The sequence below is a fragment of the Leptolyngbya sp. FACHB-60 genome (assembly GCF_014695775.1).
Lineage (GTDB): Bacteria > Cyanobacteriota > Cyanobacteriia > Phormidesmidales > Phormidesmidaceae > Nodosilinea.
The window spans coordinates 86,641-113,541 of the sequence record NZ_JACJOX010000017.1; the positions used below are offsets into that span (position 1 = coordinate 86,641).

30 protein-coding genes are annotated in these 26,901 nt (G+C 55.5%); 8 read left to right on the plus strand and 22 right to left on the minus strand.

Annotated elements, in window-relative coordinates; translation table 11 throughout:
* Positions 1 to 12: 12 nt before the first annotated feature.
* The 10 genes from H6F57_RS05205 to H6F57_RS05250 all read right to left on the minus strand — a co-directional run bounded on the left by H6F57_RS05205 (position 13) and on the right by H6F57_RS05250 (position 8,697).
* On the minus strand, positions 13 to 603 hold the full coding sequence (locus H6F57_RS05205) for an FHA domain-containing protein (protein WP_190627924.1): 591 nt from the start codon (positions 601 to 603) through the stop codon (positions 13 to 15).
* Positions 603 to 1,022, minus strand: coding sequence for a hypothetical protein (locus tag H6F57_RS05210; RefSeq protein WP_190627922.1), 420 nt, complete (start codon positions 1,020 to 1,022; stop codon positions 603 to 605). Before H6F57_RS05210 ends, H6F57_RS05205 begins: the two co-directional genes overlap by 1 nt.
* Positions 1,019 to 1,954, minus strand: a complete 936-nt coding sequence (locus tag H6F57_RS05215; RefSeq protein ID WP_190627920.1) for a hypothetical protein — start codon at positions 1,952 to 1,954, stop codon at positions 1,019 to 1,021. The genes H6F57_RS05210 and H6F57_RS05215 overlap by 4 nt, the downstream gene beginning before the upstream one ends.
* On the minus strand, positions 1,935 to 2,405 hold the full coding sequence (locus H6F57_RS05220) for a hypothetical protein (protein ID WP_190627919.1): 471 nt from the start codon (positions 2,403 to 2,405) through the stop codon (positions 1,935 to 1,937). Before H6F57_RS05220 ends, H6F57_RS05215 begins: the two co-directional genes overlap by 20 nt.
* Complete coding sequence (locus tag H6F57_RS05225) at positions 2,405 to 2,767, minus strand: hypothetical protein (protein ID WP_190627917.1); 363 nt, start codon at positions 2,765 to 2,767, stop codon at positions 2,405 to 2,407. Before H6F57_RS05225 ends, H6F57_RS05220 begins: the two co-directional genes overlap by 1 nt.
* A gap of 174 nt (positions 2,768 to 2,941) precedes the next feature.
* The gene (locus tag H6F57_RS05230) at positions 2,942 to 3,622 is read right to left on the minus strand and encodes a hypothetical protein (protein ID WP_190627916.1); all 681 of its coding nucleotides are present in this window, start codon (positions 3,620 to 3,622) and stop codon (positions 2,942 to 2,944) included.
* 12 nt (positions 3,623 to 3,634) lie between these two features.
* Positions 3,635 to 4,138, minus strand: a complete 504-nt coding sequence (locus tag H6F57_RS05235) for a hypothetical protein (protein ID WP_190627914.1) — start codon at positions 4,136 to 4,138, stop codon at positions 3,635 to 3,637.
* 316 nt (positions 4,139 to 4,454) lie between these two features.
* Positions 4,455 to 6,038, minus strand: coding sequence for a hypothetical protein (locus H6F57_RS05240; protein WP_190627912.1), 1,584 nt, complete (start codon positions 6,036 to 6,038; stop codon positions 4,455 to 4,457).
* Entirely contained in the window at positions 6,038 to 8,395 is a 2,358-nt protein-coding gene (locus H6F57_RS05245) for a hypothetical protein (RefSeq protein ID WP_190627911.1), read from the minus strand. Before H6F57_RS05245 ends, H6F57_RS05240 begins: the two co-directional genes overlap by 1 nt.
* Positions 8,392 to 8,697, minus strand: coding sequence for a hypothetical protein (locus H6F57_RS05250; protein ID WP_190627909.1), 306 nt, complete (start codon positions 8,695 to 8,697; stop codon positions 8,392 to 8,394). The genes H6F57_RS05245 and H6F57_RS05250 overlap by 4 nt, the downstream gene beginning before the upstream one ends.
* Before the next feature lie 458 nt (positions 8,698 to 9,155).
* On the opposite strand from H6F57_RS05250, the gene H6F57_RS05255 reads away from it, so the two are divergent.
* Positions 9,156 to 9,551, plus strand: a complete 396-nt coding sequence (locus H6F57_RS05255) for a DUF4278 domain-containing protein (protein WP_190627907.1) — start codon at positions 9,156 to 9,158, stop codon at positions 9,549 to 9,551.
* A 34-nt stretch (positions 9,552 to 9,585) separates the two neighbouring features.
* Here the strand turns inward: H6F57_RS05255 and H6F57_RS05260 are convergent, their stop codons facing one another.
* Positions 9,586 to 10,017 carry a VOC family protein gene (locus H6F57_RS05260; RefSeq protein WP_190627905.1) on the minus strand — a complete coding sequence of 144 codons (432 nt, stop codon included), beginning with the start codon at positions 10,015 to 10,017 and terminating at the stop codon, positions 9,586 to 9,588.
* On the opposite strand from H6F57_RS05260, the gene nagA reads away from it, so the two are divergent.
* On the plus strand, positions 10,016 to 11,242 hold the full coding sequence (gene nagA, locus H6F57_RS05265; protein ID WP_190627903.1) for an N-acetylglucosamine-6-phosphate deacetylase: 1,227 nt from the start codon (positions 10,016 to 10,018) through the stop codon (positions 11,240 to 11,242). The genes H6F57_RS05260 and nagA overlap by 2 nt on opposite strands.
* A 14-nt stretch (positions 11,243 to 11,256) precedes the next feature.
* Here nagA and H6F57_RS05270 read toward each other — a convergent pair whose 3' ends face one another.
* Complete coding sequence (locus tag H6F57_RS05270; protein WP_190627901.1) at positions 11,257 to 11,553, minus strand: hypothetical protein; 297 nt, start codon at positions 11,551 to 11,553, stop codon at positions 11,257 to 11,259.
* A gap of 101 nt (positions 11,554 to 11,654) precedes the next feature.
* Complete coding sequence (locus tag H6F57_RS05275) at positions 11,655 to 12,044, minus strand: hypothetical protein (RefSeq protein WP_190627899.1); 390 nt, start codon at positions 12,042 to 12,044, stop codon at positions 11,655 to 11,657.
* A 379-nt stretch (positions 12,045 to 12,423) separates the two neighbouring features.
* Here H6F57_RS05275 and H6F57_RS05280 point away from each other — a divergent pair, with 379 nt between their 5' ends.
* The gene (locus H6F57_RS05280) at positions 12,424 to 13,173 is read left to right on the plus strand and encodes a response regulator (protein WP_190627897.1); all 750 of its coding nucleotides are present in this window, start codon (positions 12,424 to 12,426) and stop codon (positions 13,171 to 13,173) included.
* Positions 13,174 to 13,506: 333 nt separating this feature from the next.
* Positions 13,507 to 14,469, plus strand: a complete 963-nt coding sequence (gene nadA / locus H6F57_RS05285; protein WP_190627895.1) for a quinolinate synthase NadA — start codon at positions 13,507 to 13,509, stop codon at positions 14,467 to 14,469.
* Positions 14,470 to 14,479: 10 nt separating this feature from the next.
* Here nadA and H6F57_RS05290 read toward each other — a convergent pair whose 3' ends face one another.
* The 6 genes from H6F57_RS05290 to H6F57_RS05315 all read right to left on the minus strand — a co-directional run bounded on the left by H6F57_RS05290 (position 14,480) and on the right by H6F57_RS05315 (position 19,419).
* Positions 14,480 to 14,968 carry a TerB family tellurite resistance protein gene (locus tag H6F57_RS05290; protein ID WP_190627893.1) on the minus strand — a complete coding sequence of 163 codons (489 nt, stop codon included), beginning with the start codon at positions 14,966 to 14,968 and terminating at the stop codon, positions 14,480 to 14,482.
* A gap of 122 nt (positions 14,969 to 15,090) precedes the next feature.
* Positions 15,091 to 15,774: a Crp/Fnr family transcriptional regulator gene (locus tag H6F57_RS05295; RefSeq protein WP_190628114.1), complete on the minus strand. Its 684-nt coding sequence runs from the start codon at positions 15,772 to 15,774 to the stop codon at positions 15,091 to 15,093.
* Positions 15,775 to 15,881: 107 nt separating this feature from the next.
* Positions 15,882 to 16,772 (minus strand): inositol monophosphatase family protein, encoded by an 891-nt coding sequence (locus tag H6F57_RS05300; RefSeq protein ID WP_199289743.1) that lies wholly within the window; start codon positions 16,770 to 16,772, stop codon positions 15,882 to 15,884.
* Positions 16,773 to 16,960: 188 nt separating this feature from the next.
* A complete protein-coding gene (locus H6F57_RS05305) occupies positions 16,961 to 17,311 on the minus strand; it encodes a DUF1257 domain-containing protein (protein WP_073606628.1) in 351 nt (116 codons plus the stop codon).
* A 137-nt stretch (positions 17,312 to 17,448) separates the two neighbouring features.
* Complete coding sequence (locus H6F57_RS05310) at positions 17,449 to 18,981, minus strand: AAA family ATPase (RefSeq protein WP_190627891.1); 1,533 nt, start codon at positions 18,979 to 18,981, stop codon at positions 17,449 to 17,451.
* A 78-nt stretch (positions 18,982 to 19,059) separates the two neighbouring features.
* Complete coding sequence (locus H6F57_RS05315; protein ID WP_190627889.1) at positions 19,060 to 19,419, minus strand: hypothetical protein; 360 nt, start codon at positions 19,417 to 19,419, stop codon at positions 19,060 to 19,062.
* 438 nt (positions 19,420 to 19,857) lie between these two features.
* Here H6F57_RS05315 and H6F57_RS05320 point away from each other — a divergent pair, with 438 nt between their 5' ends.
* Complete coding sequence (locus tag H6F57_RS05320; protein ID WP_190627887.1) at positions 19,858 to 20,235, plus strand: tetratricopeptide repeat protein; 378 nt, start codon at positions 19,858 to 19,860, stop codon at positions 20,233 to 20,235.
* 83 nt (positions 20,236 to 20,318) lie between these two features.
* Positions 20,319 to 22,535, plus strand: a complete 2,217-nt coding sequence (gene recQ / locus H6F57_RS05325) for a DNA helicase RecQ (RefSeq protein WP_190627885.1) — start codon at positions 20,319 to 20,321, stop codon at positions 22,533 to 22,535.
* Between the two features lie 12 nt (positions 22,536 to 22,547).
* Here recQ and H6F57_RS05330 read toward each other — a convergent pair whose 3' ends face one another.
* The 3 genes from H6F57_RS05330 to carA all read right to left on the minus strand — a co-directional run bounded on the left by H6F57_RS05330 (position 22,548) and on the right by carA (position 24,838).
* The gene (locus H6F57_RS05330) at positions 22,548 to 23,039 is read right to left on the minus strand and encodes a ribonuclease III domain-containing protein (RefSeq protein WP_313933602.1); all 492 of its coding nucleotides are present in this window, start codon (positions 23,037 to 23,039) and stop codon (positions 22,548 to 22,550) included.
* A gap of 34 nt (positions 23,040 to 23,073) precedes the next feature.
* Positions 23,074 to 23,451, minus strand: coding sequence for an STAS domain-containing protein (locus H6F57_RS27905; RefSeq protein ID WP_073606624.1), 378 nt, complete (start codon positions 23,449 to 23,451; stop codon positions 23,074 to 23,076).
* 223 nt (positions 23,452 to 23,674) lie between these two features.
* Entirely contained in the window at positions 23,675 to 24,838 is a 1,164-nt protein-coding gene (gene carA / locus H6F57_RS05340) for a glutamine-hydrolyzing carbamoyl-phosphate synthase small subunit (RefSeq protein WP_190627881.1), read from the minus strand.
* A 213-nt stretch (positions 24,839 to 25,051) separates the two neighbouring features.
* On the opposite strand from carA, the gene H6F57_RS05345 reads away from it, so the two are divergent.
* Both H6F57_RS05345 and H6F57_RS05350 read left to right on the plus strand, forming a co-directional pair.
* Complete coding sequence (locus H6F57_RS05345) at positions 25,052 to 25,900, plus strand: retropepsin-like aspartic protease (protein WP_199289742.1); 849 nt, start codon at positions 25,052 to 25,054, stop codon at positions 25,898 to 25,900.
* Positions 25,901 to 25,980: 80 nt separating this feature from the next.
* Positions 25,981 to 26,883 (plus strand): alpha/beta hydrolase, encoded by a 903-nt coding sequence (locus H6F57_RS05350; RefSeq protein ID WP_190627873.1) that lies wholly within the window; start codon positions 25,981 to 25,983, stop codon positions 26,881 to 26,883.
* The last annotated feature ends 18 nt before the right edge of the window (positions 26,884 to 26,901 follow it).

The window sequence follows — 26,901 nt, forward strand, 5'->3', positions numbered from 1 at the left end:
TTTCGTACAAAACTATTGTCTTAGCCAATCCACTATTAATATGAAGGCCGCCACACCAGCACCGGCCACAACCAGCCGATAAACCTTGCCCGCTGGTGTCTGCCCAGACAGCGCCCACTGAGTCCCCAGGTAGAGGCTATCCCAGGGGGTTTTGCTCGATGACGGCGGTGCTGGCTCTGGCTCAGTCACCGTTGGCAGAGTAGCCAGAGGCATATTGCTCGCGATCGTCGCTGGGCCTGTATCCTCGCGGCTTATCGTGTCTTGTTCGTCTTCTACGCAATGGATTTTTGCATCAGGGCCGAGCCAAAACCTATCGCCAATATTGAGGGGAGCTGGGGTTTTGGGGTCGATTCTGTTCTTACGGATGATCGTGCCGTTGCGGCTTCCCAAGTCGCTAATGCTCCAGCTGTCGCGGGCGTAGCTGTAGGCGATCGCCGCGTGATGGATAGACACGCTCTTAATATCAAAAGTTAGATTCGCTGCTGGCGACCTGCCCAGCACAAACTCACCAGCCGCCCCCCCAGGCACCTCAAGCGCATAAACCGTATTGGCCCACCGCTGATCAGGGAAATCCTTATCAAAGTAGAGACTAAGCTTGGGCACTAGAACGTCACAGGAATATAGTTCTCGTTAGCGATCTGTTGCCACCCTGAAACGGACGATAGAACTGGCATAGAGAGAGATTTGCAATGGTCATAGATGCTTTGGAGCGCTTCACTATTCGCGGCGATCGCCGCCAGCTTCAAATCTTCACGCCAGGTCGCCGGTAGCCTCTCCGACCAATCCCTAAACGTGGCTGACTCTAATAGGGCTAGACGAAAATCTTGCCAGTTAGGCTCGGGCTGCTCTGGCTCTGGCTCCGGTGGGGTGTAGTGTTCCCAGTTCCCCGCAGCGTAGGCGGATTGAAGGGCGTCTCGAGTAGCCATGCTGTTGGGGGCGTAACCCTCGAAGTCAGGAGAGCCATCGGGCTTGGCAGGCACGGGGTGCTCAATGCCGTCTGAAGTGGTGATTTTAATAATCAAACTCTTCTAAGCCTATAGTTTGCAGACAACGCAGCCCTAAACGCTCCAGGGGTTCCGGTAGTGTTCCAAACTGCTATCAATCCACTGACGTTGCCGGTTGAACTTAAAGAAAATCGGTTCGGATGCACTATTCCCAGGGGTAGAGCAGCCCAAAAGGTTCCCTCGTTGTTTATCACTAGAGAGGTTAAGGGGACGGCGGTAAAAACAACTGAATCGTCTCGGATTGGGTAAATTGTTACCGTCCAGAAGTTGAGGGAGTCTACTAATCCCGTAGACCTCCTGTAAATCAGTTCGACACCATCCAGCCAGATGTCTGAAATAGGAGTTCTAGACGGCAGAGTGCAGCCAATGTTATTCCCATTCGCAGAAACAGATGTAAATGCAACCGAGGGTGGGCCAGCCTTATATCTAACCGTGCTTAGCCAAAGGCTCCCAGACCATTCCCACTCGCCATTACCCTCGCGCCAGGTCTGCCCCGCTGTAGGGTTTAGTGGTTCTGATTGCTGGTCATAGGTGAACCCCTGGGGGCGGGCTAAGAGGGCGACGATCGCAGCGGCCTGTTCGGAGTTGACCGTAGATAGGCTCGTAATGGCGGCATCTTGGCTGTCTTGGTCGGTATCAATAGCGGCGATGGCGTTGGTCAAGTTGCCGGTGATGGTGGTGAGCGCCCCAAGCGCATCGCCCTGGTTGTTACTGGCTGTGGTCAGCAGGTCGATCGCTTCTCCCTGAGCTGCCTGGCTGGTGTCTAGGGTGGACAGATCGTTGGAGAATGCGGCGATCGCATTGCCCTGGGCCTCAATCGCTGTAGCGCTTTCCTCGGTGAGGGTATAAACCTCCTGAAAATTGGCGTTGATTTTCTGCCCCGCCGCCCGCAGGGTCTCGCCGGTGCCGTCATTGGCTTCGGTGCCAACGTTAATCAATTCCCTCGGCATTAGTAATGTCCATCGTGAGATCTTCCCGGTCGATCGTCGTGGTCTCAGAGTCAAATTGCAGCTCTGAAATAGCTACATTCACCCTCACAAATTCTTCTATCTCAATACGCCATTTAGGCTCTGGGTTACGGCCCCTAAAGTTGCGATAAATCTTCTTTAGAATTTCGGGCCGCCACTCCACCCCCGAGCCGCGCACCTCACGGGGGATAGGGGCTTCCATTACTACCGGCTCACTGCGAGGGTAGACGCGCCGGGTAGGGGTATAGATGGGATCGCCATCTATTACTGCCTTAAACCTCACCAGCGCATAGGTTTTAAACCTATGCGCTGGCTCAATCCCAGAGGGCCGAACCCGAAACACAGCCGCCCCAGCCGCTAATGGCTTAGCAGGCCGAAAGGTACGCCACTCCTTCAAGCCTGGGGCCAGCACCCCTAAAGAAAGCCAGGGCATTAACGATTAACTCGAAAGGTACCTAGATCGACCTCGTCCGGTGAATCGGGCAGATAGACCACCTGCACCGGGAAGGCGAACGGAAGGCCACCGGGGGGCTTAAGAATAAAGCGGTAGTCATTGGGGTTAAGGCTGGGCAATTTGCGATCCTCTACCGCCACCTGCATGGCCTCAATCGCCTGATCAAAGCCACCTAATTTTGTGATGCGAGCCGGGAAAAGGCTCGCTACATCAGAGGGCGCGGCGGGGGGCTTGGGGGCCGCGTCTTCGGTCTCGGGAGCCTTAGTAGATGACGCCTTCGAGCGCGGCGTCGTGGGCGTCGATTTCGAGCTGTCGCTCGTCGAGTTCTCCATCGTTGACATATTCTTCCCACTCCTTACGGGATACAGCTTCCATGAGGCCCTGTGAGCCCGCACGGCAAATTAAATAGGTGTCCCCCCCGGTCTGCTCGGCCTGGGCTCGCCAAGTGGGAACCGGGGGGATCTCGCTTAGAGCTAGGTTGTATTCAAGCGTCCCAGGGAGGATCAGTTTAGACATTAGACCGCGCCACCAGCCGCCGCGAATTCAATAAACTCTTCGGTCTCAAGGTTGTAGCCAGCCGCGACTACCGCGTCTTGGGCATCGGTGCTGTAGAAGGTAGAAAAGACGCCGCCACCATCTTCGATCGAGGCTCTGCCCGGTTTGGAGCGGCTGCCGGTAACCAGCGATTGCCGTTCTATGAGGGTGGTGATTTGGGCTGCGGCCTGTAGCCCCAATGCGGCCCCTGCTCGCTCAAAATCGACACGGTTAAGAGGGAAGGCGTAGAGCAAACCATTACTAAGCTCAGCTACCGCCGTCATTGAGCGCCGACCGTCAACGCTTGCCGTCAGTCGCACACCACGAGCCCCTTTGGCCAGCGTCCAGCCAGCAGTGGTAGCCGCCGCTAGTTTGTCGAAGGCAATATAGGTGGAGGTGCTGCCTGGCTGAGAAATCGGTGCGGTGCGATCGCGCTTGACCACGCGAGCGGGTTTGGGGCTGTTCGCTCCGGTCACCATTAAGCGGTTAGCGCCTGCCAGGGCTTCGGCGGGGGTCATGTGGCCCAGCTGGCCCTTAATATCAGCAGCGCTGATGCCGGTTCGAGCTGCTAAGTCAACGGTTTTCCAGCCGTACATAAAGCGGGCGTTAACGCGAACAAAGGTAAGCGTGTCGCGGACTTGCCCACGGGTGAAATCTGACATTTAGTGATGCTCCTATAGGAGGTAAGGGTTGGCACCGTAATTCACCACGCCTGAAACTGCGTCAATGCCCAAAATTACCGGGATAGAAAAACTGCCCTGGTAGCGGCCTGTATCGCTGTTAAAGGTGCCGGTGATGAAATTGCGGTTTTGTGGGTTCTTTGCTGGTTGTAGTTCCAGGCTTTGTAGATACATCAGCACTTCTAAGGCGTATTTTTCGGGGCTATTGCCCTTAAACGTGCCGCCAGTGCCGACCTGAAAACCAGTGCCCACTAGATAGGGGGTCGCTTCCAGGGTCAGGCCGCCAGTGTTACTAATCGTCTGGGCTACCGTAAATTCATAGGTTCCAGAGAAGATCAGAGCTTGCTGGTCGTGCTGTCCACTTACGTTTGTAACTTCCCCTGGGTTAGTGCTTAAAGACTGCTGCCTTATCCCGATAAAAGTTAGAATTTCATGGGCCTGTCCCTCAGCGGTTGTTGATTTGATAGTCCCGCCAGTGCCAGGTAAAACAGTAGCCATAGAAGGTAAAAACCTTAGGTGATAATCGAAGTGTACCCGCAATATTCAGGTCGTCAAGTCCCCCTGCCTACTGGGTTGTAGGCTCTGTACAAGGGGTAAAAATGCTTTGGGATTCCGAATAAGTTACCCATGATTTAGGGGGTTAAAAATTCAGTGAATTTACGTATGTATTATTTGCTCCATCACAAGAGCCAGCGAGTTATTAGAAAGCGGAAACGCCGCAACGGTGAGCCGTATCAATACCGGCCAAGGATAGACCTCCTGCAACGACTTTCTAGAGAGACAGGGCTCTCGGTTGAGAAAGTATATGACGAGCTTATGGACTTGAGACAGGAGCTGTTGAATCGCTCCGACGCAGAAGCTCTCTAACCACTTCGTCAAAGTTGGCGGGCTTGGTTTGTCGCCACAGGTCGATCCGGCTGCGTTTGTCGATATAGTTGCCGTCCCGACTGCGGCGGCCTAAGTCTTTAGCTAGGGTTCGCTCACGGTTAATGATGGTCACGTAGGCCGGATAGATGCGGGTGGTTTCTTTGTAGAGCTTGGGGTTTTTCAGTCGCTCGGCCTGTTTCTTTTCCTCAGTAACGCTAATGGTCGTAATTTCGGCGGTAGTTAGGGTGAGGAATGCCATTAAGCGGTCTTCGGCCTCTTTAGCTGTGCCCCCATAGACCGTGAGGGGGTGCCCGTTGTCGAGGATGGCATGAGCCCTAAATCGGCCCCATAGGTAACCATTGCGGCCCCCACAGGCAAAGATCAGCTTTTCCCAATCTATTTTGGCCCGGCTCACGTCGCTGATCTGCACCTGCACCGACACCAGGCGCTGATTGCCAACGCGTTGATAGGGTGGGCTATTAAGACTTTTCATCTGAAACTGAAGCCTAATGCCGTTGAATGGGCGAGGCCGCACATAGTCGTCTAGGGGCTGGCCGACTACCTGCCCAATATCGCGATCCTCCACCATCTGGTGGGTAGTGAGAATGGTGGTGAGCTGGCCTCTGAGCTCGCTCTCTGGCCCGGCCAAAACGAATTTCTCAGCATCATTCTGCCGGTTGGGTTGCACCTCTACTACCCGCTGGCGCTCATTGGTGAGGGTCTGAGCCAGCTTTTGCTGGGCGTAGTAACCCTCGATCGAGTTCGAGACCACATACCCGGCTTCTATGCAGGCGTCGATCGCCTCTTCGATCAGCTCTTCGGTGAAGTTTTGCCAGAATTGGCTGGGGATTTTTTCGACTTTCTCATCTACGGCTGAGGCGAAAGACCAGCTGGGGGCGTTTTTTTCGCCCCAGGTTTTTCGTACGTTATCGGCATTCGCGCCAAACAACAGGCCACCGATGGGGTTTTTAGGGTCTTTGAGCCAGCGGCGAGCCCCTTTATAGAGCCACCCAGCGGTTTGGCGGCCTAGGTTGCGAAATGACATTCGCAGCACGTTGGAGAGCTGAGCGGTTAGTTCTTCAAAAGCCTCTGTGCTCACTTCCCGTAGCACATAGCTGGCCAGGCGCTCATCAAAGGCGAACAGCGATGTGGCGGGGACAATACCACAGGCAAAATACCCTAGAGCGTTGCCAGCGGTGCCCCCTAGAATGCCGCCGTAGGCAGACCAGCGGGCCTTAGCCTGCTGGTCTAACCGATCATCGGGGATGTTCCAATCAAAGTAGTACAGCTCGATCGCCGCGCTGGTGAACATTGACCAGAGGTTGGATAGGGAGAAAATCAGCGAAGGGATTTGGGCCAGAGCGGCCCCGATTAAAAACCCTTTCAAATTGCCAAAGGTCACCACGTTAGCGATCTTTTTGCCCGCCTGCACAATGCGGTCTAGTAGGTTGCCCGCCTTTCCCGTGGCTCTGCCGATCTGAGTGCTAATTCCCCGACTAAATAGCTGGTTTGAAGTGAGCGTAAAACCCATTATTTGCCGTCCTTTTTCGGGCTGCGGTCTTTGATCTGTGGCCCCTCGCCGGGTGGGCGGTTGTAGGGGGTGGCGTCGCCAGTGGCACCTCTGAACCCTTCAGCCACCTGTTTTAGGTAGGCTTCCCAGTCGCTATCGTTGCCGTCGCCAGCGGCGGCTTTATCGATGAAATCGCCCTGCCCACGAACATTTTCGCCAATTTGTTTTTTGAGGTCGCCTTTGGTGTCCAACTTCCTCCAATAGACAGCGCGAATGATCGCAGCGGCTTGCAGCAGCTCGGCCAGAATCGCTTTGATGTCGGTTTTGTCTGTGTTCTGGAACCCTCGAACTTTGGCGGTAGATTCGTTCAGGAACCCATCAAAGGGATCGGCTCCTGGAGTGTAGGCCAGGGGCATATCAACGGCATTGGCGCGGCTTTCATAGCCCAAGAAGTCGGCGTTAGCCTGGGAGGTGATGTTAGCTAGGTGCGCCTGCTGGGTCGCGCTGCCGGCCTGGACCAGGGTGCGGCTGCTGGTGTTGAGGATTTGAGCGGCGGTGACCTGCTGCGAGACCATCATGCCGACCATTTCCGCCACGGCTTCGGCCATGTTGGGCATACCCACGTTTACCGGCCCCGCCGGGGTGGGGATGGGGATCTGTTGCGGCCACCTGCCCATGACACCATCGAGCTGCTGAACTTGCCACAGGTGAAGCTCTGCGAGCGAGCCAATCTGTAATTGGGTAGGGTTTTGCTTGGCGATCTGGTCTGGCACCGATGCCGGCAGGCCATCGACGCCTATGCCTGATTTGATTTGCTCTAAGCGCTTAATGATGTCGGGATTTGCCGGGGGAATGCAGCATTTGCCCTCTTCAATGCGGGCGGGTTGCTCAACCGGCGTTATTTCGGCCTTTGTGTTGGGGTTGGTAGTAGGGGCGTCGGTGGGGTTGATGAGCTGATTAGGGCTGCCTGTTGGGGTGATGGCAGGCTGCTTAGAGCCTCCCCGAATTGTTACCGGAATTTCAGGATCTTTGAAATCAGGCGGGTTTATCGGCTTAACGGGAATGACGCTAGGGATAAAGCCAGGGAAACCACGCCCGCTTTCTTTTTTCTCTGGCTCTAGCGGTTTGCTGGGGCCGGTTGGGTTGAGCGGATCTAACGGGGCCTGGGGCGTCGTTGGGGTTGGGGTGGCCTCTGGCTCTAGCGGTTTGAGGGGATCGGGGGTAGGTGTAAACTCTGGCGTGTCGGCGGGCTCTTTAAACGGAGAGCTATCCCCAAAGGGAACCGTGTCGGCAATGGGGGCAGGCGTAAACTCTGGCCAAGGGAGATCGACCGGCGGGGCTGATGGAGTGCCAGAGCCAGCCGGATAATAGGGCGTTCGCAGAGGTCGGCTAGGAACTCGCGCCGCGTTAGGGGCTCGGATCGGGTCAATACCGCCCGAAGGATCTCCGCCTGTGTCCGCTAGTCCGTCAACTCTCTCAACCCTAATATTGGTTGCTGTTTCGCCACAACCAGAGGCTAAATTTTCGCTGCGATTTGACCCGATCATGGTGTAGCGGTTAAAGCTGACGCCTTCGCCGCACCCAGTGCTTGAGTCAGAGCCTTGCAGTGCTCTACTGAGACGTAACGGCCCCATTATGTCAACTGTTTGATTAGGGGTGCCATAACTTCGCGTCCAGCTAACTCTATAAGCAACGGGAGACTGGCCGCCCTTGAAGGGTGGCGGGGTGCCGGGCATAACTATCGCTCCAGCTTCGGCAGCTAGAGCAGCAAACTGCCCTGGGTAATCCTCCAAATTTCGTATCGGTTGAGCAGCCCCTGGTTGAGTAGGAATGCCGATATCTGGCTTTGCTGGGTCTGGCCAAAAGAAATCGTCAATGGCGCGACCAATGCCACCGCCGACAGAGCCACCAACGGCACCGCCAGCCAGGCCACCGCCGACCGCTCCTATAACAGTCCCGGCACCTGCCCCTACCACGGTTCCCACGACAGGCACAGCAGAGCCAACAGCACCGCCAACCGCAGCACCAGCAGCGGCCCCGGCAACCTGGCCGCCAATGCCCCCCGCAATCGTACCGACTCCTACTCCTAGCCCTTCAAATAGCCCACCACCTTGGCTGTAGACTGCTTGGGCTTGTAGAGCACCGCCGATCGCACCAGCAGCTAACCCAGCACCAGTTAGGTTTTGGCGGGCGATCGCCCCTGGGGTTGGGGCTAGACCCGGCGCTAGGGTGCTATTTGGTAGACGGTCCTCAGGCGTGTAGAAGACCCGGTTGCCAAAGGAATTGGCGGCATACGCCCCTGTTTTTTGCTGGCGTAAGGGGACGGTGGCCCCGCCTTGATAGAGGTAGGGGTTCTCGCCCAAAGGCACAGTCGTCATACTCGGAGGTAAGCAGGGGGCAGAGCTACAGCCGATGGTTCAACGACGTTTACCCAAAAGGGTTGGTCGCTAGTTCGCCAGTCAGGGGTCATCTCTAGAGAAACCCTAATGATTACCCTCTCGGTCTTGTTAGCTGCCAACCCGTCTTGCATCGTGACAACGGGTACGTTGGCAGAGTTCTCTGACTCCTGATAGGGCAGGAACCTGTAGAGACTGTAATAAGCCCCGCCAGCCCAAGCGAGGGTTTTTGCCAAACTGTTTACGCTCAGGGGCACCTGGGTGCCTAGGTTTACTACGGTCATAAAGTCTCCCAAAAATCATCGATTGATCAGCAGTCTTATCCAATGAAACAGAGAGAGCCCCACAAATCCCAAACAATAGCCAATGCCGGCCTGTTTCCAGCTTTTGTAAGGGTAGTAGAGGGGCGGAAATTTACGCTTAGGCTTGTTTTTCATCTCTGTTTACCTGATTGAATTTTGGCTTATCCGCAAGGGTATCACTAGCAGTATTTAGGCTAAGATCTAGTCACGCCCTCAAAAGCAAAAGCTAAAACCCTTGTATAGCAAGCTTTTTGGGCAAAGGGTGAGCGGTTTCGAATCCCCTGGGGGTATAGCTTTAATAGCGTTGAGACCTCGTAACAGAAGTTACGAGGTCTTGTTTTTTACACGACAGACTTAACTTAGGTCAGGTGACAAGCTCAATTACTTCCAGTACTGTAAGGATCACGCAACGGGTTCAACCTTGTGCAGAAGGGAAATCTATGACCTTCATTATGCTATTGGCAACCGCAGTCGGTATTGTCTCGGCGATCGCCCTAGTGGTCGTGGGGTTAGTAGAGGCTCCTTGGCAGCTGCTGCTGTTTGGGCTCTTAGCCGCCCTTTATGGATTACAGCGGCAGATTTGGGCCAGTGAGTCAGTCATTGAGGTTGGCAGTGCCATAGTACCAACCGATGTTGATACTCAGAAAAATTCGGCTTTGTCCCAGCCCAAGCAAGCCGATGTAAGCAACACAGACAGTTCCTCAGCCCAAGAGCCTGAAGGCGAGGAACTTATTTACCGAGGCATTCGCTATCGCGCTAGCCAGTCCGAGAACCCGCCACCGCTGCCCGACGAGAAAGTTGAGGGCATCTATCGAGGGCAACCCTGGGAGCGCTAGATTTTGGCACCGACTAGCTGCAATATTCTCCGTTTTACGGCACCTCCGCTGGGGCAAAAATGCTGTCATCCTGGGCAAAGGCCTTAAATTCGAGGGCATTACCGCTGGGGTCAAGAATAAACAGCGTGAACTGCTCTCCAACCTCGCCCACAAACCGCTGGTAGGGCTCAATTAAAAACTCTACCTGGGCCTGGCGCAGGCGATCGGCCAAAGCATGCCATTCAGCCGGGGTGAGAATGACTCCCCAATGACTGACCGGTACGTTGTGACCATCCACAGCATTAGTCGACACGATGGATTGAGGCTCAGCCCGATGTGCCGTAATCTGGTGACCAAACAGATTAAAGTCAACCCAGGTTGACGACGTGCGCCCCACCGAGCAGCCCAGCACGGTTTCATAGAAGTGACGCGTGCTATTCAAGTCGTACACTGGAAACGCCACATGAAAAGGGCGAAGCATTGCCATGTCCTCTAGGTCTACGACTAAGCCTAGCGCCGGTAGTTTGAGGCCCGCCACGGAAGCCATTTACCCTCGCTATGCCCTCAACCACTGTACTCTCTACACCGGCCGTGGAGTGCTGCAAAACCACGCGCTGGTTATAGACGGCAGCCGTATTTTAGACCTTATTCCTGAGGGTCAACTGCCGTCAGACTTGCCCCGTATTGACGGTCAGGGTTGGGCAGTGGCCCCCGGCTTTATTGATCTACAGCTAAATGGTTGCGGCGGCGTGATGTTTAATGACGCCATCACCGCCGACACCCTTGAAACCATGCACCGCACCAACCTCCAGAGCGGCACCACGAGTTTTTTGCCCACATTAATTACAACCTCCGACCAGGATATGGACGACGCCATGGCTCTGGTAGCCAAGTACCGTCAGCAGCAGCCGTATCACGTACTGGGGCTCCATTTAGAAGGCCCCTATCTCAACGCCAAGCGAGGAGGAATTCACAGTCAAGCCTTTATTCGCTCTGCCGACAGGGCCATGATCGATCGCATAGTCAAGGCTGGGCCAGAGGTGGTCAAGCTGGTCACCCTAGCCCCCGAAGTGGTCTCTTCAGAATACATTCGGCAGCTGGCGGCAGCCGGCATTTTGGTCTCTGCCGGGCACTCCGAGGCTAGCTTTGAGGAAGCACTAGTTGGCTTTGAGGCCGGAGTTGGCATGGTCACGCACCTGTTTAACGCTATGTCTGGATGGCAGGGGCGTAGTCCTGGGCTGGTGGGGGCGGTGTTGAGCGAAGCTGATGTCTATGCCGGCGTCATTGCGGATGGCCACCATGTTCACTACAGTTCTGTTGGCCTAGCGCATCGGGTAAAGCAAGACCATCTGGTGCTCGTCACCGATGCCACACCCCCGGTAGGCACCACGCTAAAATCCTTTATCATCGGCGGCCAGGAAGTGTTTTATCGAGACGGCAAGTGCGTCTCTGCCGACGGCACCCTTGGGGGGGCTGCGCTAACATTAATAGCTGCCATAGAGAACTGCGTGGGCCACGTGGGCATTCCCCTGGCAGAAGCCCTGCGGATGGCAACCCTATACCCAGCCCGCGCCATTGGAGCCGATCGCTATCTGGGGATGTTGTCTCCAGGCTACCAGGCCAATATTGCTCTGTTTGACGCTGACACGTTCATCGTCAAGGGGGTGATCGATCAAGGCATGCTGGCTTGGTCTACAACAGACCTGGGGTAGGAGAACCAAAATTCTTAGAGGTGAGGGCGAGGCAGACCTGCCACTCGCTGCTGAAGCAATTGCGCAGCCATCCTCTGGCTGCGTAAGCTAATCCACAGGCTGCACTGATCCTCGTCTACAGACACCAGTGCTCCAGCTCGCTGCTCTGAAAATTTACAGGCTAAATGATACAGCCTTGTACGCTTGCCGGCTTCGACCGTTAAGGCCCGGTAGTACAGTTCGTTATAGTGATGAGTGCCGTCCTGAAGGGCGCCATTAAACCAAAACTTAAATACCTGAACTCGATTTTCGGGCAAAACCTTTGGCAGCATTGAGGCTCTCTCTTGACCTAATTTCAGCATACCCAGTTGGTCCAGGGAATGCTGATGCATAGGCAAAGGTAGAGGCGTGGACTGAGGTATAGCCACTCAATTTACTGGCAGGTCGTGCGGGCAAAGGCAGACTCAACTAGCGATCGCAAAATGTCCATACTGAGTGGTTGCACCAGCAACCCATCTAGTCCCGGAGTATTTTCGCTGTAGTCCCATTGTGGGCTAGCCGAGTCCGTTAGAGCCACGATAGTCATATCGGGAGCCCGCCCTTGCTGTCGCAGGTGATTGACCAACGGCGGTGACCAATCTTGAAAATTATTGCCGACTAAAATCACCAGGCAGGGTGCCCCCTGGCTGACACGGGTAACCGCTTGCTCGGGAGAGCTGGCCACAAATATAGGGTATTGCAGGTCAGGCTCTAGGGGATGAGCGTCGTCATGGTGATCACACTCTGGGTCGAGCACGAGGATATAGTCGCGGATTGAGGTCATAGCTGAAAACGACGCAATTGCCTTCCATATTACCTAGAGCAAAAACAGTGTTTAACCCACCTATAGTCGCTTTTTTCAACCATAGACTAAGGTTTTCATGCCATTTTAGAAACTTTGACTTATTTCAATCTTCCGTTTTTTTTAGTCTGTCTAAAGGCATGCCAAAGCCTTCACCTTGCAAAAGCAAAACTATGATTAAGTTATGCAAATAATTGCTCCAAAATTTACCAGTCATTCAGCTCTTGATAACGTTTTGTACGATTAGCCCCCGATCGCACCTGCAGACCTCAGCTCAGAGTTGGGTAACTCTAGCTACAAAAACCCCCTGGGGCCTTTGCTATGTTTAGCGAATAAAATTTGCCGTTTATAACGAAACCCAGTGGGCGCTGTATCGGTACAGATTATTGAGGGCAACCCCCATTTGCGATCGCTCTTGGGCTGGCATCTTCAGCAAGCTGGCTACAGGGTTTTTCAGTCGGCAGATGTTGTTCGCACTCGCGACCTTTTTCAGAGCCGACAGCCAGACTTAGTGATCTTAGACTCGCAGCTTCCCGATGGGGATGGTGTGGAGCTGTGTAAGTGGCTGCACAGCCAGGGGCAACCCCTGATCATGATTCTCTCAGCCTGCAACACAGAAACCGATATTGTGGCCGGACTACGGGCCGGAGCGGACGACTACATGACTAAGCCCTTCGGCATGCAGGAGTTCTTGGCCCGGGTCGAGGCGCTAACCCGGCGCGTGCGGCTGATGAGTGCGCCAGCGTTGCTCACCTATGGCGACTTGAACATTGACCTAGTGCAGCGGCGCGTCAACTTTCGAGGCGACTATATCGATCTAACACCCCAGGAGTTTAGCCTGCTGTACGTGCTAACCCAAGCGGCCGGGTCACCTCTGAGCCGTACCGATTTGCTGCGCCGTGCTTGGCCCGATGCGATCGACAATCCTAGAACCGTTGACACCCACATTCTCTCCCTACGCAAGAAAATTGAAGTTGACCCAAGGCAGCCCAACATCATCCAAACCGTGCGCAATGTAGGCTATCGCTTCAATGTTGAGCGTGTTTCCGCTGAGTCTAACGGCCATAGCCCTCGGATTAGCGCATCCCTGGCCTCATCCTCCCTGATTTAAGAAAGCTCAGATCGGTTTGAATTAGCTGAGCAGAACCAGAGCACGCCTGGGGAACTATAGGATTTTGGCCAATTCCCGCTTCGCCGAGATTGGGCGATATCGTGATCAGCTAAGTGCAAAAACCTTTCGCTATCTGATTCGACACAGGCAACCGAGCAGGAGCTTCGAACGAGGCTGGGAGCTTGATGGCGATCGCCTTAGGTCCCTGAATGTTGAGCAAATAGAACTTTGTCAACCGCACCGTAGCTAAAACGGATGGCCCAACCAGCCGTGGCTAGTTTTGGTGAATTAGACTATAATTCAGAAATCCCTTTATGCTGCCCTGCTGACCCTGTGTTTACAACCCTCTCGCCCGTTGCCGCACCTTCGACCGACGATCTGGTCAACGCCATTAACGATCTCAAACGAGAGCTAAATGCCGTTGTTTTGGCCCATTACTACCAAGAGTCTGATATTCAAGACGTAGCCGACTACATTGGTGATTCTTTGGGGTTATCGCGCCAGGCAGCCGATACTAGTGCCGATGTAATTGTGTTTGCAGGGGTGCACTTCATGGCCGAAACTGCCAAGATTTTAAACCCCGACAAGCAAGTCTTGCTGCCCGACCTCAACGCCGGCTGCTCTTTGGCTGACAGCTGCCCCCCCGACGCCTTCGCAGCATTCAAGGCCGCACACCCCGATCACTTGGTGATTTCATACATCAACTGTACGGCCGCCATTAAGGCCATGAGCGACATTATTTGCACCAGCTCCAATGCGGTTAGCATTGTCCAGCAGTTGCCGCCTGAGCAAAAGATTATTTTTGCCCCCGACCAAAATCTGGGCCGCTACGTGATGCAGCAGACTGGTCGTGACATGGTGCTGTGGCAGGGTAGCTGCATGGTGCACGAAACGTTTTCCGAAAAAAAGCTAGTACAGCTTCAAATGAATCACCCCCAGGCTGAGGTGATTGCCCACCCCGAGTGCGAAGCGGCGGTGCTGCGCCATGCTCATTTTGTTGGGTCAACAACGGCCTTGCTAAAGTATGCCCAGCAAAGTCCTAAGGCTGAGTTCATAGTGGTGACAGAACCAGGCATCATTCACCAGATGGAGAAACAGGCCCCAGGCAAGGTATTTATTCCGGCACCGCCCACAGCGGCCTGCGCCTGCAACGAATGCCCACACATGCGCCTTAACACCTTAGAAAAGCTTTACCTCGCGATGAAGCATCGCCAGCCGGAGATCGTTTTAGACCTAGAGCTACAGCGCCAAGCACTGAAGCCAATTCAACGGATGCTAGACCTCAGTGCACCTTAGTTCAGCTAGCCTAGGCTCCTTGAACAAAGCTCTTTAACTCGGCAGCAAGCTGATCAATGAGGCTGTCGTGGTCTATATCCAATGAACTGCTGTCTTGCTCGATGCGCTGTACAACCTCCTCGGGCAGGTCAAGCAACGACACCAGACGGTTGTAGGCATCTGCTTCCTGTTGGTTGATCAGCTCTTCACCGGGGGTACGGGCGCTAGCGCTAATCACCTGGCGACCCAATTTGAGCACTAGTTCTCGCTCAGCAGGGCGAGTAAGCTTGGGCACCAGTTCTTCGAGGGGCAGGTTTTGCATTAAGTAGTCGCGCAGCTCGTCGTGCAGCGCAGCCTGCTGCTTAGCATCGCTGGCAAACAAACGGCTGAACTGATCGAGCATGACACCCACTTCTTCGTCGGCTAGGTGGCCGTCGCTCCAAGCCATGGTCGACGCAATGCGTAGTAGAGTCATCTGGCTAGGGGTGATAGATGGAGGCAGGGGAGGTTGAATAGGCATAAGCAATCTCCGGGGTAGTGAACTACGTCGGGCAGCTGATGATGACAACCTACCACGGAGATTTAGAGAGGCTGGCTAACTTTAGCAATCTCTACAAATTCAGGTAGATGAGGGGCGGCTTATCATAGCCGCCGGGCTAAATGGGCTAGCTGGCGAGTGTTCTTGATGCACAGCACCGAGCGAGCAGGATCTTCAACAATCCAGCCTTTTTCAACTAGCTTGGCCATAATTTTGTCGGCTTCGTCAGGGGTAATATCGGCCAAGTCGGCGAGGTCTTTGCGAGGAACGTTGAACAGGTCAACACCGTCATCTACCGGTTCACCGTAGGCCTCCTGGATCGCCGTTAGGGTAGTGGCCAGTTTAACCGCAGGGGGCTGATGACGTAGCTGGAAGCGCAAGTTGGTCTGGCGTAACCGCTGCACCATAATTTGCAGCAGCCGATGGTGTAGCTGGGGGTCTTTAAACAGGGTTTGAAGAAATCGCTGCGCTGAAATGCTCATCAGCTTAACAGCGGTCAGAGCAACCACATCGGTGGAGCGGGGTGACTCGTCTAAGATGGCCATCTCCCCAAAGAAGTCGCCTTGGCCCAGCACCGCCAGCGTAATGGAGCTATCTTCAGCATGGCGGCGAACCTTAACCCAGCCAGATTCTATAAAGTAAACGGCATTGCCCCAGGCATCTTCCATAACTACAGCTCGGTTGGCCGGATAGTCATGGTGAGTAGCAACAGACAACAACCACTCTACAGTTTCGGGGCTCGCCGCTTGAAACAGAGGGTATTGTTCGCTCAGCGTATCGGCTTGCATAAAGGGCATGATTAAAGGGTGACGGCTCAGGACTAGCTAGGCAAGACCACAATCGGCCTCTACCTGTTCATGGTACCCAGAATTTTAAATCGACCGAAATAGCGACCCTACCTCGGCAGCCCGATCGCACTGGCAATGTCACTCAGGGGCGATCGCAGTGCCTCTACATAGCTGGGCCAACCCACCACAATAGGCTGATAGTGAGCCAGGGTCTGAGGAGCCACATCGGGCTCTGTGAATCGAATTGGCTGCCCGGACAGGTCGCAGCAGACCAAACCCGCTGCCTCAGCCAGTGCCAGGGGGCCAGTAGTATCCCACAGCTTGACGCGACCGTTGAGGTAGATATATAGGCCCGCCCGACCAGTAATTACCGCCAGCACCTTCAGACCAAAGCTGCCCAAAGAGAGAAACTGAACGGTGGGAAAGCGGCGGGCGATCGCAGCGCCAAACCGACGCTCATCCTTGTCGCCGATAACCATAGACCAAGCATTGGTTGGGTCAAAAACAGGCTCTTGGGGCGTTAGGGGCTGAGGTGCGCCACTGCCCGTCTGCTCAAACAGACCCCACCCTGGACCACCCCACACCAAATGCCGCGCAACTGGTGCATAAATCCAGCCCGCTTGGGGAGTGCCGTTCACAACTTGCCCTACCATCACCGCATAGTGATTCCCACCTTGAATAAAGTCGTCGGTGCCGTCGATGGGATCTACAAACCACAGGGTGCGATCGCTATTAGAAGACAGCCCCTGACCATAGCCCTGACGAAACTGCTGCACCGTGGCGCGATTTTCTTCAGTAATAATGCTGTCGTCTGGAAAGATCGCCTGCATCCCCGCCAGCAATTTTTGATCCAACAGCTGATCTACCGTCGTAACATAGTCGTCCACGCCTTTTTCAAACACTTGGAACGAATGTTTAGGCTGCTGACTGGCATAGTCACCACAGGCAATTAATAGCTGATGCAGGGCCAATAGATCGGCGGGGCGGATGGGCGGCATACCAGGCTAGACCACAGAATCCCAATGCTGGGGAGATTAGAGATAGACAGGGGCGATCGCCCAGTGCAAAGATCTGATCACTCCGCTAGTGTAATCTGGCCCGGTAGCAGAACACTACCGACCCTAGATACAAAAAATGGGCTGGTCAGCTTGTGCTGACCAGCCCACTTCGGGAACGCGATGCAGACTTATTGAAGCACCAGCTTGACGTTGGCGTTCTGCAGGCCAGGACGCTTAACCTCAGCCAGGGTCTTATTGACCGCGTACTTTTGGTTGATGGAGTTGATCAACTCAGTCTGGTTGTGCTTTTTGGCCACACCCCAGAGGTCAGCGATCAGATCAAAGGAGCCATCGGCATTACGAGACCAACCCAGATCGTACTCACCATCCAGAACGGCAACAAGGTCGGCGCGCACACGCTGGCCGTTGTAACCGCGTACATCAGCTTCGGTCTTAGTGGCAATACCCAAGTCAGACAGCGACTGCTTGAGAATCTCAGCATCGGTCACTTTGGTGCGAAGGGTGCTGAAGTGAGACATGGTGTTTCCTCCTGTAGGGAAAATGAGAGAGACAACGAGGTTTGAGAGAGACAAAACCAGTTAGCCACAGGCTATCTGGATACCAAACTGCTAGCAAACGCTAGCCCTTCCCCCGGATACCGCCGGGAGGAAAGCCTTTAGAACTCCATCCGCTGATACTCAGCGACGGAGGCTGCCGCCGGACGCGCCCGCTGGCGGGCCCAATCCCGCAGGGCAGTCACCTGCTCACTCATCGTCTTCGACAGCGGCATCGTAGCGCGAATGGCCGCAATAATGTCGAGCTGAGTGAACTCACGTCCTTGGGCAAATGCTTCGTACATGGCCGAAATCAGCCCCTGCTCGATTTCAGCTCCAGAAAACCCATCGCAGACCTTAGTCAGCTGGTCAAGATCAAAGCGCTCAATGTCGCGACGGCGCTTTTGCAGATGGATTTGAAAAATGTCCTTGCGTTCTTCGGCGTTGGGCAAGTCAACAAAGAAAATTTCATCGAACCGGCCCTTACGCAGAAACTCACTGGGCAACTTCTCAACCCGGTTGGCCGTGGCCATCACAAACACTGGGGAGGTTTTCTCCTGCATCCAGGTTAGGAAGGTACCAAAGATTCGGCTTGAGGTCCCCCCGTCGGAGTCGGAGGAGCCGCCTGCTCCACCAAAGGCTTTATCAATTTCATCGATAAACAAAATGGCAGGAGAAATTGATTCAGCGGTGCGCAGAGCGTTGCGCAGGTTTGCCTCAGAGCGGCCCACCGTAGAGCCGTCATACACTCGGCCTAAGTCTAGGCGCAGCAGAGGTAGGCCCCACAGCCGAGAGGTGGTTTTAGCTATCAGCGACTTGCCACAACCCGGCACCCCCAAAATGAGCATGCCCTTAGGCTGGGGTAGGCCATACTCCCGCGCCCGCTCGGTGAAGGCATCGGAGCGCTGCTGTAACCAGTGCTTGAGTTCTTCGAGGCCACCTACAGAGTTTAGGGTCTCGTCCACATCCATGAACTCGAGAATGCCGTTGCGGCGAATCAGCTGCTTCTTCTCAGAGAGAACGATATCAACCTCTTCGGCGGTGAGGCGCTTAGCCATCACCCGAGCCTTGCGGTAGACTTTCTCAGCTTCGTCGCGGGTAAGGCCCAATGCAGCCTTCAACAGCTTCTCGCGCTCTTCGGTAGAGATGCTGTTGCCACGGGCGCGGTTCATCTCCGTGGAGAGCACTTCGTCGAGTTCCGCCATGTCGGGCAGTGGGAAGTCGAGCAGGACAACCTCTTTCTCAAGCTCAATGGGAATTTCTTGTACCGGCGACATCAGCACAATAGTCTTGCGAGTGCCCTTGAGCGCCACAATGGAGTCACGCAGACAGCGAGTTACCGCTGGAGAATCTTTAAAGGGGTGCAGATCTTTGAAAATGAAGATACCAGGCTCTCGCTGCCGAATCACCCACTCTACCGCCGCCTCAGGGGAAACCGTATTGTTGTTCTGGGTACCAGTGCCCTGGGCACCGACCTCGACCATACCTCGGGTCATCGTCCAGGTGTAGACCCGCATGGGAGCCTTTATCTCAGGATCCCTGGCAAGGTGACGCGCTACCGCGGCGATAGTTTGCTCAGCCCGCTCTTCCTCAAAGGTGACCAAATAGATCAGAGGATATTGGGCTTGTACCAGTACATTCAAATCCTCTCGCATGACCATATCCCTTCTCAGGCGTGTGGGGCAGTGAAACTGCTGTCTAGCTAACTACAACCAGAGCAGCCAAATCTGTACCTAGCAAACAACCAGCTCTCCTTCCTCACGGGAACCGGGATTGGCAACCACCTCAGGCACAATGGCATTGCCTAGAGAGCTGCTACCCTGAGACGTGCCTACGCTGGCAATCTCAACCAGCTCACCCTCACGTAGCACCACAGGGGACATACAAGTCGGGCAACTGTAGATACGGTGGGTCTGTCCAAAGGAAGACTCCAAGCTCTCAGCAACTATGTCACTGTGAGTCAGATAAAAATCAATGGCGCGCTGAGCAATGGAAGACATCGCCTCGCCCTCGACAGCAGAGCGAATTTTTAACTGACGGTGCAGGTCGGGAGGTAAATACAACGTGACCTTAGTGGCTTTCTGCTCTTCCATAGCGCTTTTCTAAATAGGTGTGACCCGGGTATGTAGTCACCTTAAGCGGGCCGCCCTAGGCTGTCAAGCCAGCATGCTGTCATGACGTCATTCTTGTAACATTACTTTACATAGGAGAATATTCCTTCACTGCTGCTGCCTAACCAGCTGGGCATGTCTGTGGCCCTGAAGTTAGATATAGACGGGTATTGGCAAGGGCAGTACAGCTACCCTAACGAGAGAATAGCCCCTTGAACAGAGACGTAAATTTATACGACAGCCAGAGAATTCTCCTAGGCAGGTCGATATGCTCGTTGAAGCGACCAGACTGAAGCGATTTGCCGGACAAAAGTTCTCGCAGCCCTCTCTGTTATAGCTGAACGTCAATCCTTACAATTGAGCTGTGTCGCCGATAGTAGGGAATGCTGTGTTTGTTCTGTATCGATGGCTCCACTAGCTATGAAATCTACTGTCGCCCAGGGTATGTCTTCTGCCCTAAGCTCCCAAGTAGTACCGCCATCTTCACCCCAGGATGGCGTCTTTCAGCAGTGGTATGGAGAGGGAGAAAGGCTGGCCGACGCTGGGGCCTACGATCGCGCCCTGCGGTGCTTCGAAGAGGCTGCCATTCTTGCTCCTGACCAGGTGACGGCTCTGGTTTATCAAGCGGTGTGCTTAATTCATTTGGGGCAGCCTCAGCAGGCTTTAGAAGTAGCTGAGCGAATTTTGGCGATCGCCCCCGATCATCCCCAGGGGTGGCTATACCAAGGTGTCGCCTTACATCGGCTGGGCCGCTACAAGGAGGCTTATGCTAGCTATGCCCAAGTTAAGTCATCCTGATTAATTCGGGCCTACTAGGGCCATCTCATCCTCCTATAAAGAGTACACTTGAACGCACGAAGATCATTCTCTGAGCGTTGGCTATGGTTGGGGTTGCATCACCCACAGCGCCGTTTCCTTCGTTGGAAACAGCCCTAAAACATCATTTTGGCTACGACCAATTTCGCCCAGGGCAGCGCCCGGTAATTGAGGCGGTGCTCAAGAACCAGGACGCCCTGGTAATCATGCCTACTGGGGGCGGCAAGTCGCTGTGCTACCAGCTGCCTGCCCTGCTCAAGATAGGGGTGATGGTGGTAATCTCACCGCTGATTGCCCTAATGCAGGACCAGGTCGATAGCCTGACCGACAATGGTGTAGCCGCCACCTGCCTAAACAGTTCCCTCGACTTCGCTACCATTCGCCAGCGAGAAGCCGACCTGCTGGCGGGCAAAATTAAGCTGCTGTACGTGTCGCCCGAGCGGTTGATGAGTCCGGGCTTTTTTGGGCTGTTGGGGCAGCTGCTCCAGACCGTAGGGGTGAGCGGCTTTGCCATTGATGAAGCCCACTGCGTGTCGGAGTGGGGGCATGACTTTCGCCCCGAGTACCGGCAGATGTCGGTGCTGCGGGAGAAGTTTCCCCAGATTGGAGTGATGGGGCTGACGGCCACTGCCACCGAGCGGGTGCGGGTCGATATTGCCCAGCAGCTGCGGCTACGCGACCCGCTGGTGCAGGTGTCAAGCTTTAACCGACCCAACCTGTTTTACGAGGTGCGCCCCAAAAGCCGCGACGGTTATCAGGAGTTAAGGCAGCAGGTCAAGCAGCACCAAGGGTCTGGGATTATTTACTGCCTTAGCCGCAAGCGGGTCGACGAACTGGCCCAGCGACTCAGGGAGGATGGGGAGTCGGTGCTGCCCTACCATGCCGGTCTAGCGGACGATGTGCGGCGGGAGAACCAGACTCGGTTCATTCGCGACGATGTGCGTTTGATGGTGGCTACGGTGGCCTTTGGCATGGGTATCAACAAGCCCGACGTGCGGTTTGTTATCCACTACGACATTCCCCGCAACATTGAGGGCTATTACCAAGAGAGTGGGCGGGCGGGGCGCGACGGCGAACCGGCTCACTGCACTCTATATCTGGCCTACGGTGACGTAGCCACGGCGGACTATTTAATTAGCCAAAAGCCCGATGAAGCCGAGCAACGCATCGCCCGCCAGCAGCTTAGACAAATGGTGGACTACGCCGAAACCACAGTATGTCGCCGCCGGGTGCAGCTCAGCTATTTTGGCGAAACCCTAGGCGAACACCTAGATGGACTGTGCTACCAGTGCGATAACTGCACCAACCCACCGCCGGTAGAGGACTGGACTGTTGAAGCGCAAAAGTTTCTCTCCTGTGTGGCGCGCTGCCAGGAGCGGTTTGGCATGGCCCACATCATCGACGTGCTACGCGGCTCAAAAAAGCAAAAAATTGTGGATTTGCGCCATGACCAGCTCTCAACCCACGGTATTGGCAAGGATCGATCGGTAGACGAGTGGCGGTTATTGGGGCGATCGCTCCTCCACCAGCGCTTGGTTGATGAAACCACCGACGGCTACCCAGTGCTCAAGCTCAATGCCGCCAGTTGGCAGGTCTTACGCAAGCAAATTTCCGTGGAGGTGGCCGTCCCGAAGGACTTCTTTCCCGGCACCGCCGAAGCCTCCGCGCTTGAAGACGCCCCTGAGGTAGCCCAGCTCTTAACCGTGCTCAAGGCCCTACGTAAGCGCCTAGCCGATCAGCAGAGTGTGCCCCCCTACGTCGTCTTTCCAGAGTCAGCCCTGCGGCAAATGGCCCAGACTCGGCCCCAGACTATGGAGGCCTTTGGCCAGGTCTCGGGGGTGGGCAGCCGCAAACTGGCCCAATATGGCGAGGTGTTTACCGATGCCATTCGTCAGTTTTGCGCCGACTACGGGCTAGAGTCTGACCCCGGAGCCGCGCGCGGGCGCGCGCGGCCGGTCCGAGAACGCCGTCAAACCGTGGGCGACACCCACCGCCAAACGTTGGAGCTTCACCGCCAGGGACTGTCTATCGAGGAGGTTGCCGCCCAGCGTGGTCTTAAAACCACCACCGTCGCCAGTCATCTAGAACAGCTGATTCGCCAGGGTGAGACGGTGGATGTTGATCAGTTGGTCAGCGCCGATCGCCAGCGGGCCATTATTGATGTACTGACAGAAAAGGAGCATGGGTCGCTGACGGAAATGCGCGATCGCCTTGGCCCGACCTTTAGCTACGAAGACATTCGCCTGGTACGCGCCGCCTGGCAGATGGAACAACAGCCTTAAATCAAGCCGTTCTCAAGTAGACGGGTTATCGCAGAAAGCCTGGGAGCTGGAGAGTGTAACTGACAGATCTAGGGCACTGAGCAATTCCGCGAGGCGGCTCTGATCGGTTAGATACAGATAACCAATCAGGGCCTCAAACGCAGTGGACTGCTGATAAATTTGGCTATCAACCCGCCGGGGTCCACGGGACGAAGCATTGCGCCCCCGGCGCAGCAAGTCTTGCTCGGCGGCAGTAAGCAACGGTAGCAGCTGCTGCACCTGCCAGGCCTGTTGCTCAGCACGCACCTGGTGGACAACCTGCTGATGAAAGGCCTGAATCCGTTTGGGCGGCAGCAAATAACTACCCCGCACAAACAGCTCGTAAACCGCGTCGCCGATATAGGCTAGGGCTACGGGGGATAGAGCATTGACCTGCTCTAGGGTGAGAGCCATGGCAGAGCCATGGGCGCTGAACTGGAGCAGCCCTTGTAGGCCAACAGAGATCTCGGAGGGCAGTTCAGCCACAGCTACCTCTAGCTAGGCCAATAGAGGACTGGGTTTATTCACTGGGCGGGTTTTCGAGATGGGCGATCGCATCTTCCACCGAGGGCTGAAGCGACAGAAACTTCTCTAGCCGCACCAGCTTCACCGTTTGGGTAACGCGGGGGTTGGTCACCACCTGCACGGTGCCACCTTCGGTAGTCGCTTTTTTCACAAGCTGTACCAGGGCGCCAAGGCCGGAGCTATCGACAAAGTCAATAGTTGCCAAATCCAAAATGATATTGTTCGGCCCCGCTTCGACGTACTTGGTCATTACCTTGCGAAAAGCAGGTTCTGAGAAAGCGTCTAACAAGCCCGTGAGGCGAAAAAGTTGATAAGTTCCCCTGACATCGCGGGTGCCTCGTAAGCTTACGGTCAGGGTTAGAGATTCAGCGATGGGAAACCTCCTCGTGCTCCAATTCGACGTTAAATATAAGTCAGGATACTGCTGACCGCAAGGGGTGAAACCGTACCCCAACCAATTGGCCGCAAAGCCCATAACCTGATTCAGATTGAACCAAGGTTACTGCCCCACTGTAGACAGATAGCATATAGCGGTTTAGCTAAATTTTGCCAACCTGATCGAGAAACCCCTCAACTGGCGTGGCCAGAGTCCACCGTTAGACAGGCAACTGCTGCTGGCGATGGGTGCGCATGGAGGCGACGAACTTAGCGAAGAGGTAGTCGGCATCGTGGGGACCAGGGCTGGCCTCAGGGTGATACTGCACCGAGAACAGGGGCAGAGTCTTGTGGGCTAGCCCTGCTACGGTCTGGTCGTTGAGGTTGAGATGGGTAACCGCAACCGTGTCTTCAGGAATTGAGGCCGCGTCAAGGGCAAAGCCGTGATTTTGACTGGTGATCTCCACCTGGCGTTCTAAACCGCAGGGTTGGTTTAACCCTCGATGGCCAAACCGTAGCTTAAACGTAGAGGCCCCCAGCGAGAGTCCCAAGATCTGATGGCCCATGCAAATGCCGAAGGTAGGGAGCGAGTAGTTTAAAAGCGCCTGCACCAGCTCTGGGGCCTTGGTTACCGCCGCCGGGTCGCCAGGGCCGTTTGACAGAAAAATGCCGTCGGGCTGATAGCTCATAATTTGCTCTGCAGTAGCGCTCGCGGGCACCACAATTACCCGACAGCCATAGCTAGCCAGGCGGCGCAGAATGTTGCGCTTTACGCCAAAGTCAACGGCAACTACGGTCAGCGGAGCGCCTTCGCCTGGGGTTGAAACGGTGGGGCCAAAGGCCCAGGCATCGTCGGTAACCTCAGTCCACTCATAGACTTGATCGGTGGTGACCTGATCGACCAGGTTGAGTCCAGCCATTGAGGGCGCGTCTTGCAGCTGGCGCAGCAGCTCTTCGGGATCGAGCACGCTAGTAGAAATGGCCCCATTCATAGCCCCTGCCGTGCGCAGCTTGCGAGTGAGGGCACGGGTGTCGATGCCAAAAATGCCGGGAATTTTGTGGGTTTTAAGGTAGTTGGGCAGTGACTGGGTGGAGCGCCAGTTGCTGGGAATTTCGCAGATGTTGCGGGCGATCGCACCCTTAATATGAGGCCGACTCGACTCCTCATCGTCGGGGTTGACGCCGGTATTGCCCAGCTCGGGATAGGTAAAGGTGACGATCTGGCCACAGTAGCTAGGGTCGGTCATGACTTCCTGATATCCCGTCATGCCGGTGTTGAAAACGACCTCACCCATGACGGTGCCCGGTGCCCCAAACGACCAGCCCCGAAACACGGAGCCATCGGCCAACACAAGCACTGCGGGAGGGGCATCAGGAAAAACCATGGCGATTTGCTCAGCGCTAAGAATCGCTATTATCCTAAGGCTAAAGGACGGCTTTCAGCCATTTGATCGCTATTTCATTGACAGGTAATTCTCCCCAAATTAGTAGCTAGCTCAACGTGGTCTTGACCTTACTCCTGCGCGGGACATGTCACCGATAGCGAGAGGATGGGAATCCTGGTATTTAGGTTGAGCAATTGGAACAGTGGAGCAACAATGGGAAGTGCCGGGGCGATCGCAAGTAGGTTCATGCTGGCCACTGTGGGCTTGGGTTTGGTAGGCTGCGGCCTGTCTGTAAATACATTGCTGCCGGTTAATCCCGCCGAGGTGTCTACCGAGGCCTCTGAGGCGGCGATCGCCCCTGAGCCACTCGTTTTACCTATCGCCGCCGAGTCGGCTCCGGTGCCACCTTCCCCGACCCCAGATTCTTTTCGAGAGGCGGTGAATCGGGCCAGTAGCGCTGTCGCCATTGGTCAGTCGGCCCAGTCTAAGGATGATTGGCAGCTGGCCGCCAGTCGCTGGCAGCAGGCGATCGGCCTGATGGAGCAGGTGCCCAGCAGCAGCCCCAACCACGCTCAGGCCCAAACCAAGGCCCAGGAGTATAAGCAGCATTTGGCGGCGGCTCAGAACCGGACCACGGGTTCTATCGTGCCAGCGGCGGCCCTTGCCCCGGCCCCCAAGACGGTTTTACCGGCTGGGTTGGCGGCCCAAATCCCGATTCAGGGGCGGCAGGGGGGCACACCCATTGTGGCCGTTACCCTACAGGGCAGCAGCGGCGCTCAGACCTTCCCCATGCTGTTTGACACCGGGGCTACCGGCACCTTAATTACCGCCGAGATGGCCCAGGCAGTGGGAGTCACCATTGTGGGCGCAATCCAGGCCAGAATCGCTGACGGCAGCGTGGTGACCCTACCCGTTGGCTATGTGGATGCCGTGGAATTGGGTGGCCTCCGTCGCGAACAGGTGATAGTCGCCATCGGCGGCAGCTACGGCCTGCTAGGGCAGGACGTCTACGGCGAATATGGCATTGCTATTGGGTCTCACCAGATCAACCTGCACCAGTGAGAACAAATCTTTGGGGTTAGCCTGGCTCAGAGCCTAAGAATGCGTGAGAATAGGCAGCAGGTTTTGCACTATCTTCACCTATGGCTGTCTCTGTATTGCCCGCCGCCGCTGCGGGGCTAAGTGAACCCACCTCGATCGCAATGGCGGCTCAAGTACAGGTGGCGGCAATCAACACACCGCCCGCTGACGTCGCTATTCCCACGGCCTACGTGGCAGGAACAGCTAGCGGCAGTACGCCGCCTCTGCTGCTGATTCCTGGGTTTGACAGCTCGCTGCTTGAGTTTCGCCGGCTGCTGCCGCTGCTGAGCCCCCAAGCCTGGGCCGTTGATCTGCTGGGGTTTGGGTTTAGCGATCGCACTCTGATCCCTAATCTCTCGCCAGGGGCTATCAAGCTGCACCTGCACAGCTTTTGGCAGCAGCAGATTCAGCGCCCGGTGGTGCTGGTGGGAGCTTCCATGGGCGGGGCGGCCGCCATCGACTTTGCTCTAACCTATCCCGAGGCCGTAACTGGCTTGGTGCTGATCGATGCCGCGGGCTTTGCGGCCGGCCCAGCGATGGGCAATTTGATGGTGCCGCCGTTAGATAGCTGGGCCACGGCCTTTTTGCGCAGCCCTAGGGTGCGGCGCAGCATTAGCCGTCAGGCCTACTTCGACAAAACCTTTGTCACCGCCGATGCGGAACTGTGCGCCGCCCTGCACCTCCAGTGCCCCGGTTGGCAGGAGGCTCTGATTGCCTTCACCAAGAGCGGCGGCTACAACTTCTTAACCACCAAAATTACTGAAATCACTTCCCCAACCCTGGTGATCTGGGGAGAGCAGGACAAGATTTTGGGTACGAAGGACGCGCGGCGGTTTGAGCACGCGATTCCTAACAGTAAGCTGGTCTGGATTCCCAACTGCGGCCATGTGCCTCACCTGGAGAAGCCTCAAGAGACAGCAGCGGCGATCGCCCCCTTTGTCGCCCAACTCGCCCCCATATCCTGACCCGATAGCCTGAATTTG

Excerpts from the sequence above, each read along its gene's own strand:
- H6F57_RS05215 (WP_190627920.1), bottom strand. The coding sequence starts at position 1,954 with ATGCCGAGGGAATTGATTAACGTTGGCACCGAAGCCAATGACGGCACC.
- H6F57_RS05220 (WP_190627919.1), bottom strand. The coding sequence starts at position 2,405 with ATGCCCTGGCTTTCTTTAGGGGTGCTGGCCCCAGGCTTGAAGGAGTGG.
- H6F57_RS05225 (WP_190627917.1), bottom strand. The coding sequence starts at position 2,767 with ATGTCAACGATGGAGAACTCGACGAGCGACAGCTCGAAATCGACGCCC.
- H6F57_RS05230 (WP_190627916.1), bottom strand. The coding sequence starts at position 3,622 with ATGTCAGATTTCACCCGTGGGCAAGTCCGCGACACGCTTACCTTTGTT.
- H6F57_RS05235 (WP_190627914.1), bottom strand. The coding sequence starts at position 4,138 with ATGGCTACTGTTTTACCTGGCACTGGCGGGACTATCAAATCAACAACC.
- H6F57_RS05240 (WP_190627912.1), bottom strand. The coding sequence starts at position 6,038 with ATGGGTTTTACGCTCACTTCAAACCAGCTATTTAGTCGGGGAATTAGC.
- H6F57_RS05245 (WP_190627911.1), bottom strand. The coding sequence starts at position 8,395 with ATGACGACTGTGCCTTTGGGCGAGAACCCCTACCTCTATCAAGGCGGG.
- H6F57_RS05250 (WP_190627909.1), bottom strand. The coding sequence starts at position 8,697 with ATGACCGTAGTAAACCTAGGCACCCAGGTGCCCCTGAGCGTAAACAGT.
- H6F57_RS05255 (WP_190627907.1), top strand. The coding sequence starts at position 9,156 with ATGACCTTCATTATGCTATTGGCAACCGCAGTCGGTATTGTCTCGGCG.
- nagA (WP_190627903.1), top strand. The coding sequence starts at position 10,016 with ATGTCCTCTAGGTCTACGACTAAGCCTAGCGCCGGTAGTTTGAGGCCC.
- H6F57_RS05260 (WP_190627905.1), bottom strand. The coding sequence starts at position 10,017 with ATGGCAATGCTTCGCCCTTTTCATGTGGCGTTTCCAGTGTACGACTTG.
- H6F57_RS05270 (WP_190627901.1), bottom strand. The coding sequence starts at position 11,553 with ATGCTGCCAAAGGTTTTGCCCGAAAATCGAGTTCAGGTATTTAAGTTT.
- H6F57_RS05275 (WP_190627899.1), bottom strand. The coding sequence starts at position 12,044 with ATGACCTCAATCCGCGACTATATCCTCGTGCTCGACCCAGAGTGTGAT.
- H6F57_RS05290 (WP_190627893.1), bottom strand. The coding sequence starts at position 14,968 with ATGCCTATTCAACCTCCCCTGCCTCCATCTATCACCCCTAGCCAGATG.
- H6F57_RS05295 (WP_190628114.1), bottom strand. The coding sequence starts at position 15,774 with ATGCAAGCCGATACGCTGAGCGAACAATACCCTCTGTTTCAAGCGGCG.
- H6F57_RS05300 (WP_199289743.1), bottom strand. The coding sequence starts at position 16,772 with ATGCCGCCCATCCGCCCCGCCGATCTATTGGCCCTGCATCAGCTATTA.
- H6F57_RS05305 (WP_073606628.1), bottom strand. The coding sequence starts at position 17,311 with ATGTCTCACTTCAGCACCCTTCGCACCAAAGTGACCGATGCTGAGATT.
- H6F57_RS05310 (WP_190627891.1), bottom strand. The coding sequence starts at position 18,981 with ATGCGAGAGGATTTGAATGTACTGGTACAAGCCCAATATCCTCTGATC.
- H6F57_RS05315 (WP_190627889.1), bottom strand. The coding sequence starts at position 19,419 with ATGGAAGAGCAGAAAGCCACTAAGGTCACGTTGTATTTACCTCCCGAC.
- H6F57_RS05320 (WP_190627887.1), top strand. The coding sequence starts at position 19,858 with ATGAAATCTACTGTCGCCCAGGGTATGTCTTCTGCCCTAAGCTCCCAA.
- recQ (WP_190627885.1), top strand. The coding sequence starts at position 20,319 with ATGGTTGGGGTTGCATCACCCACAGCGCCGTTTCCTTCGTTGGAAACA.
- carA (WP_190627881.1), bottom strand. The coding sequence starts at position 24,838 with ATGGTTTTTCCTGATGCCCCTCCCGCAGTGCTTGTGTTGGCCGATGGC.
- H6F57_RS05345 (WP_199289742.1), top strand. The coding sequence starts at position 25,052 with ATGGGAAGTGCCGGGGCGATCGCAAGTAGGTTCATGCTGGCCACTGTG.
- H6F57_RS05350 (WP_190627873.1), top strand. The coding sequence starts at position 25,981 with ATGGCTGTCTCTGTATTGCCCGCCGCCGCTGCGGGGCTAAGTGAACCC.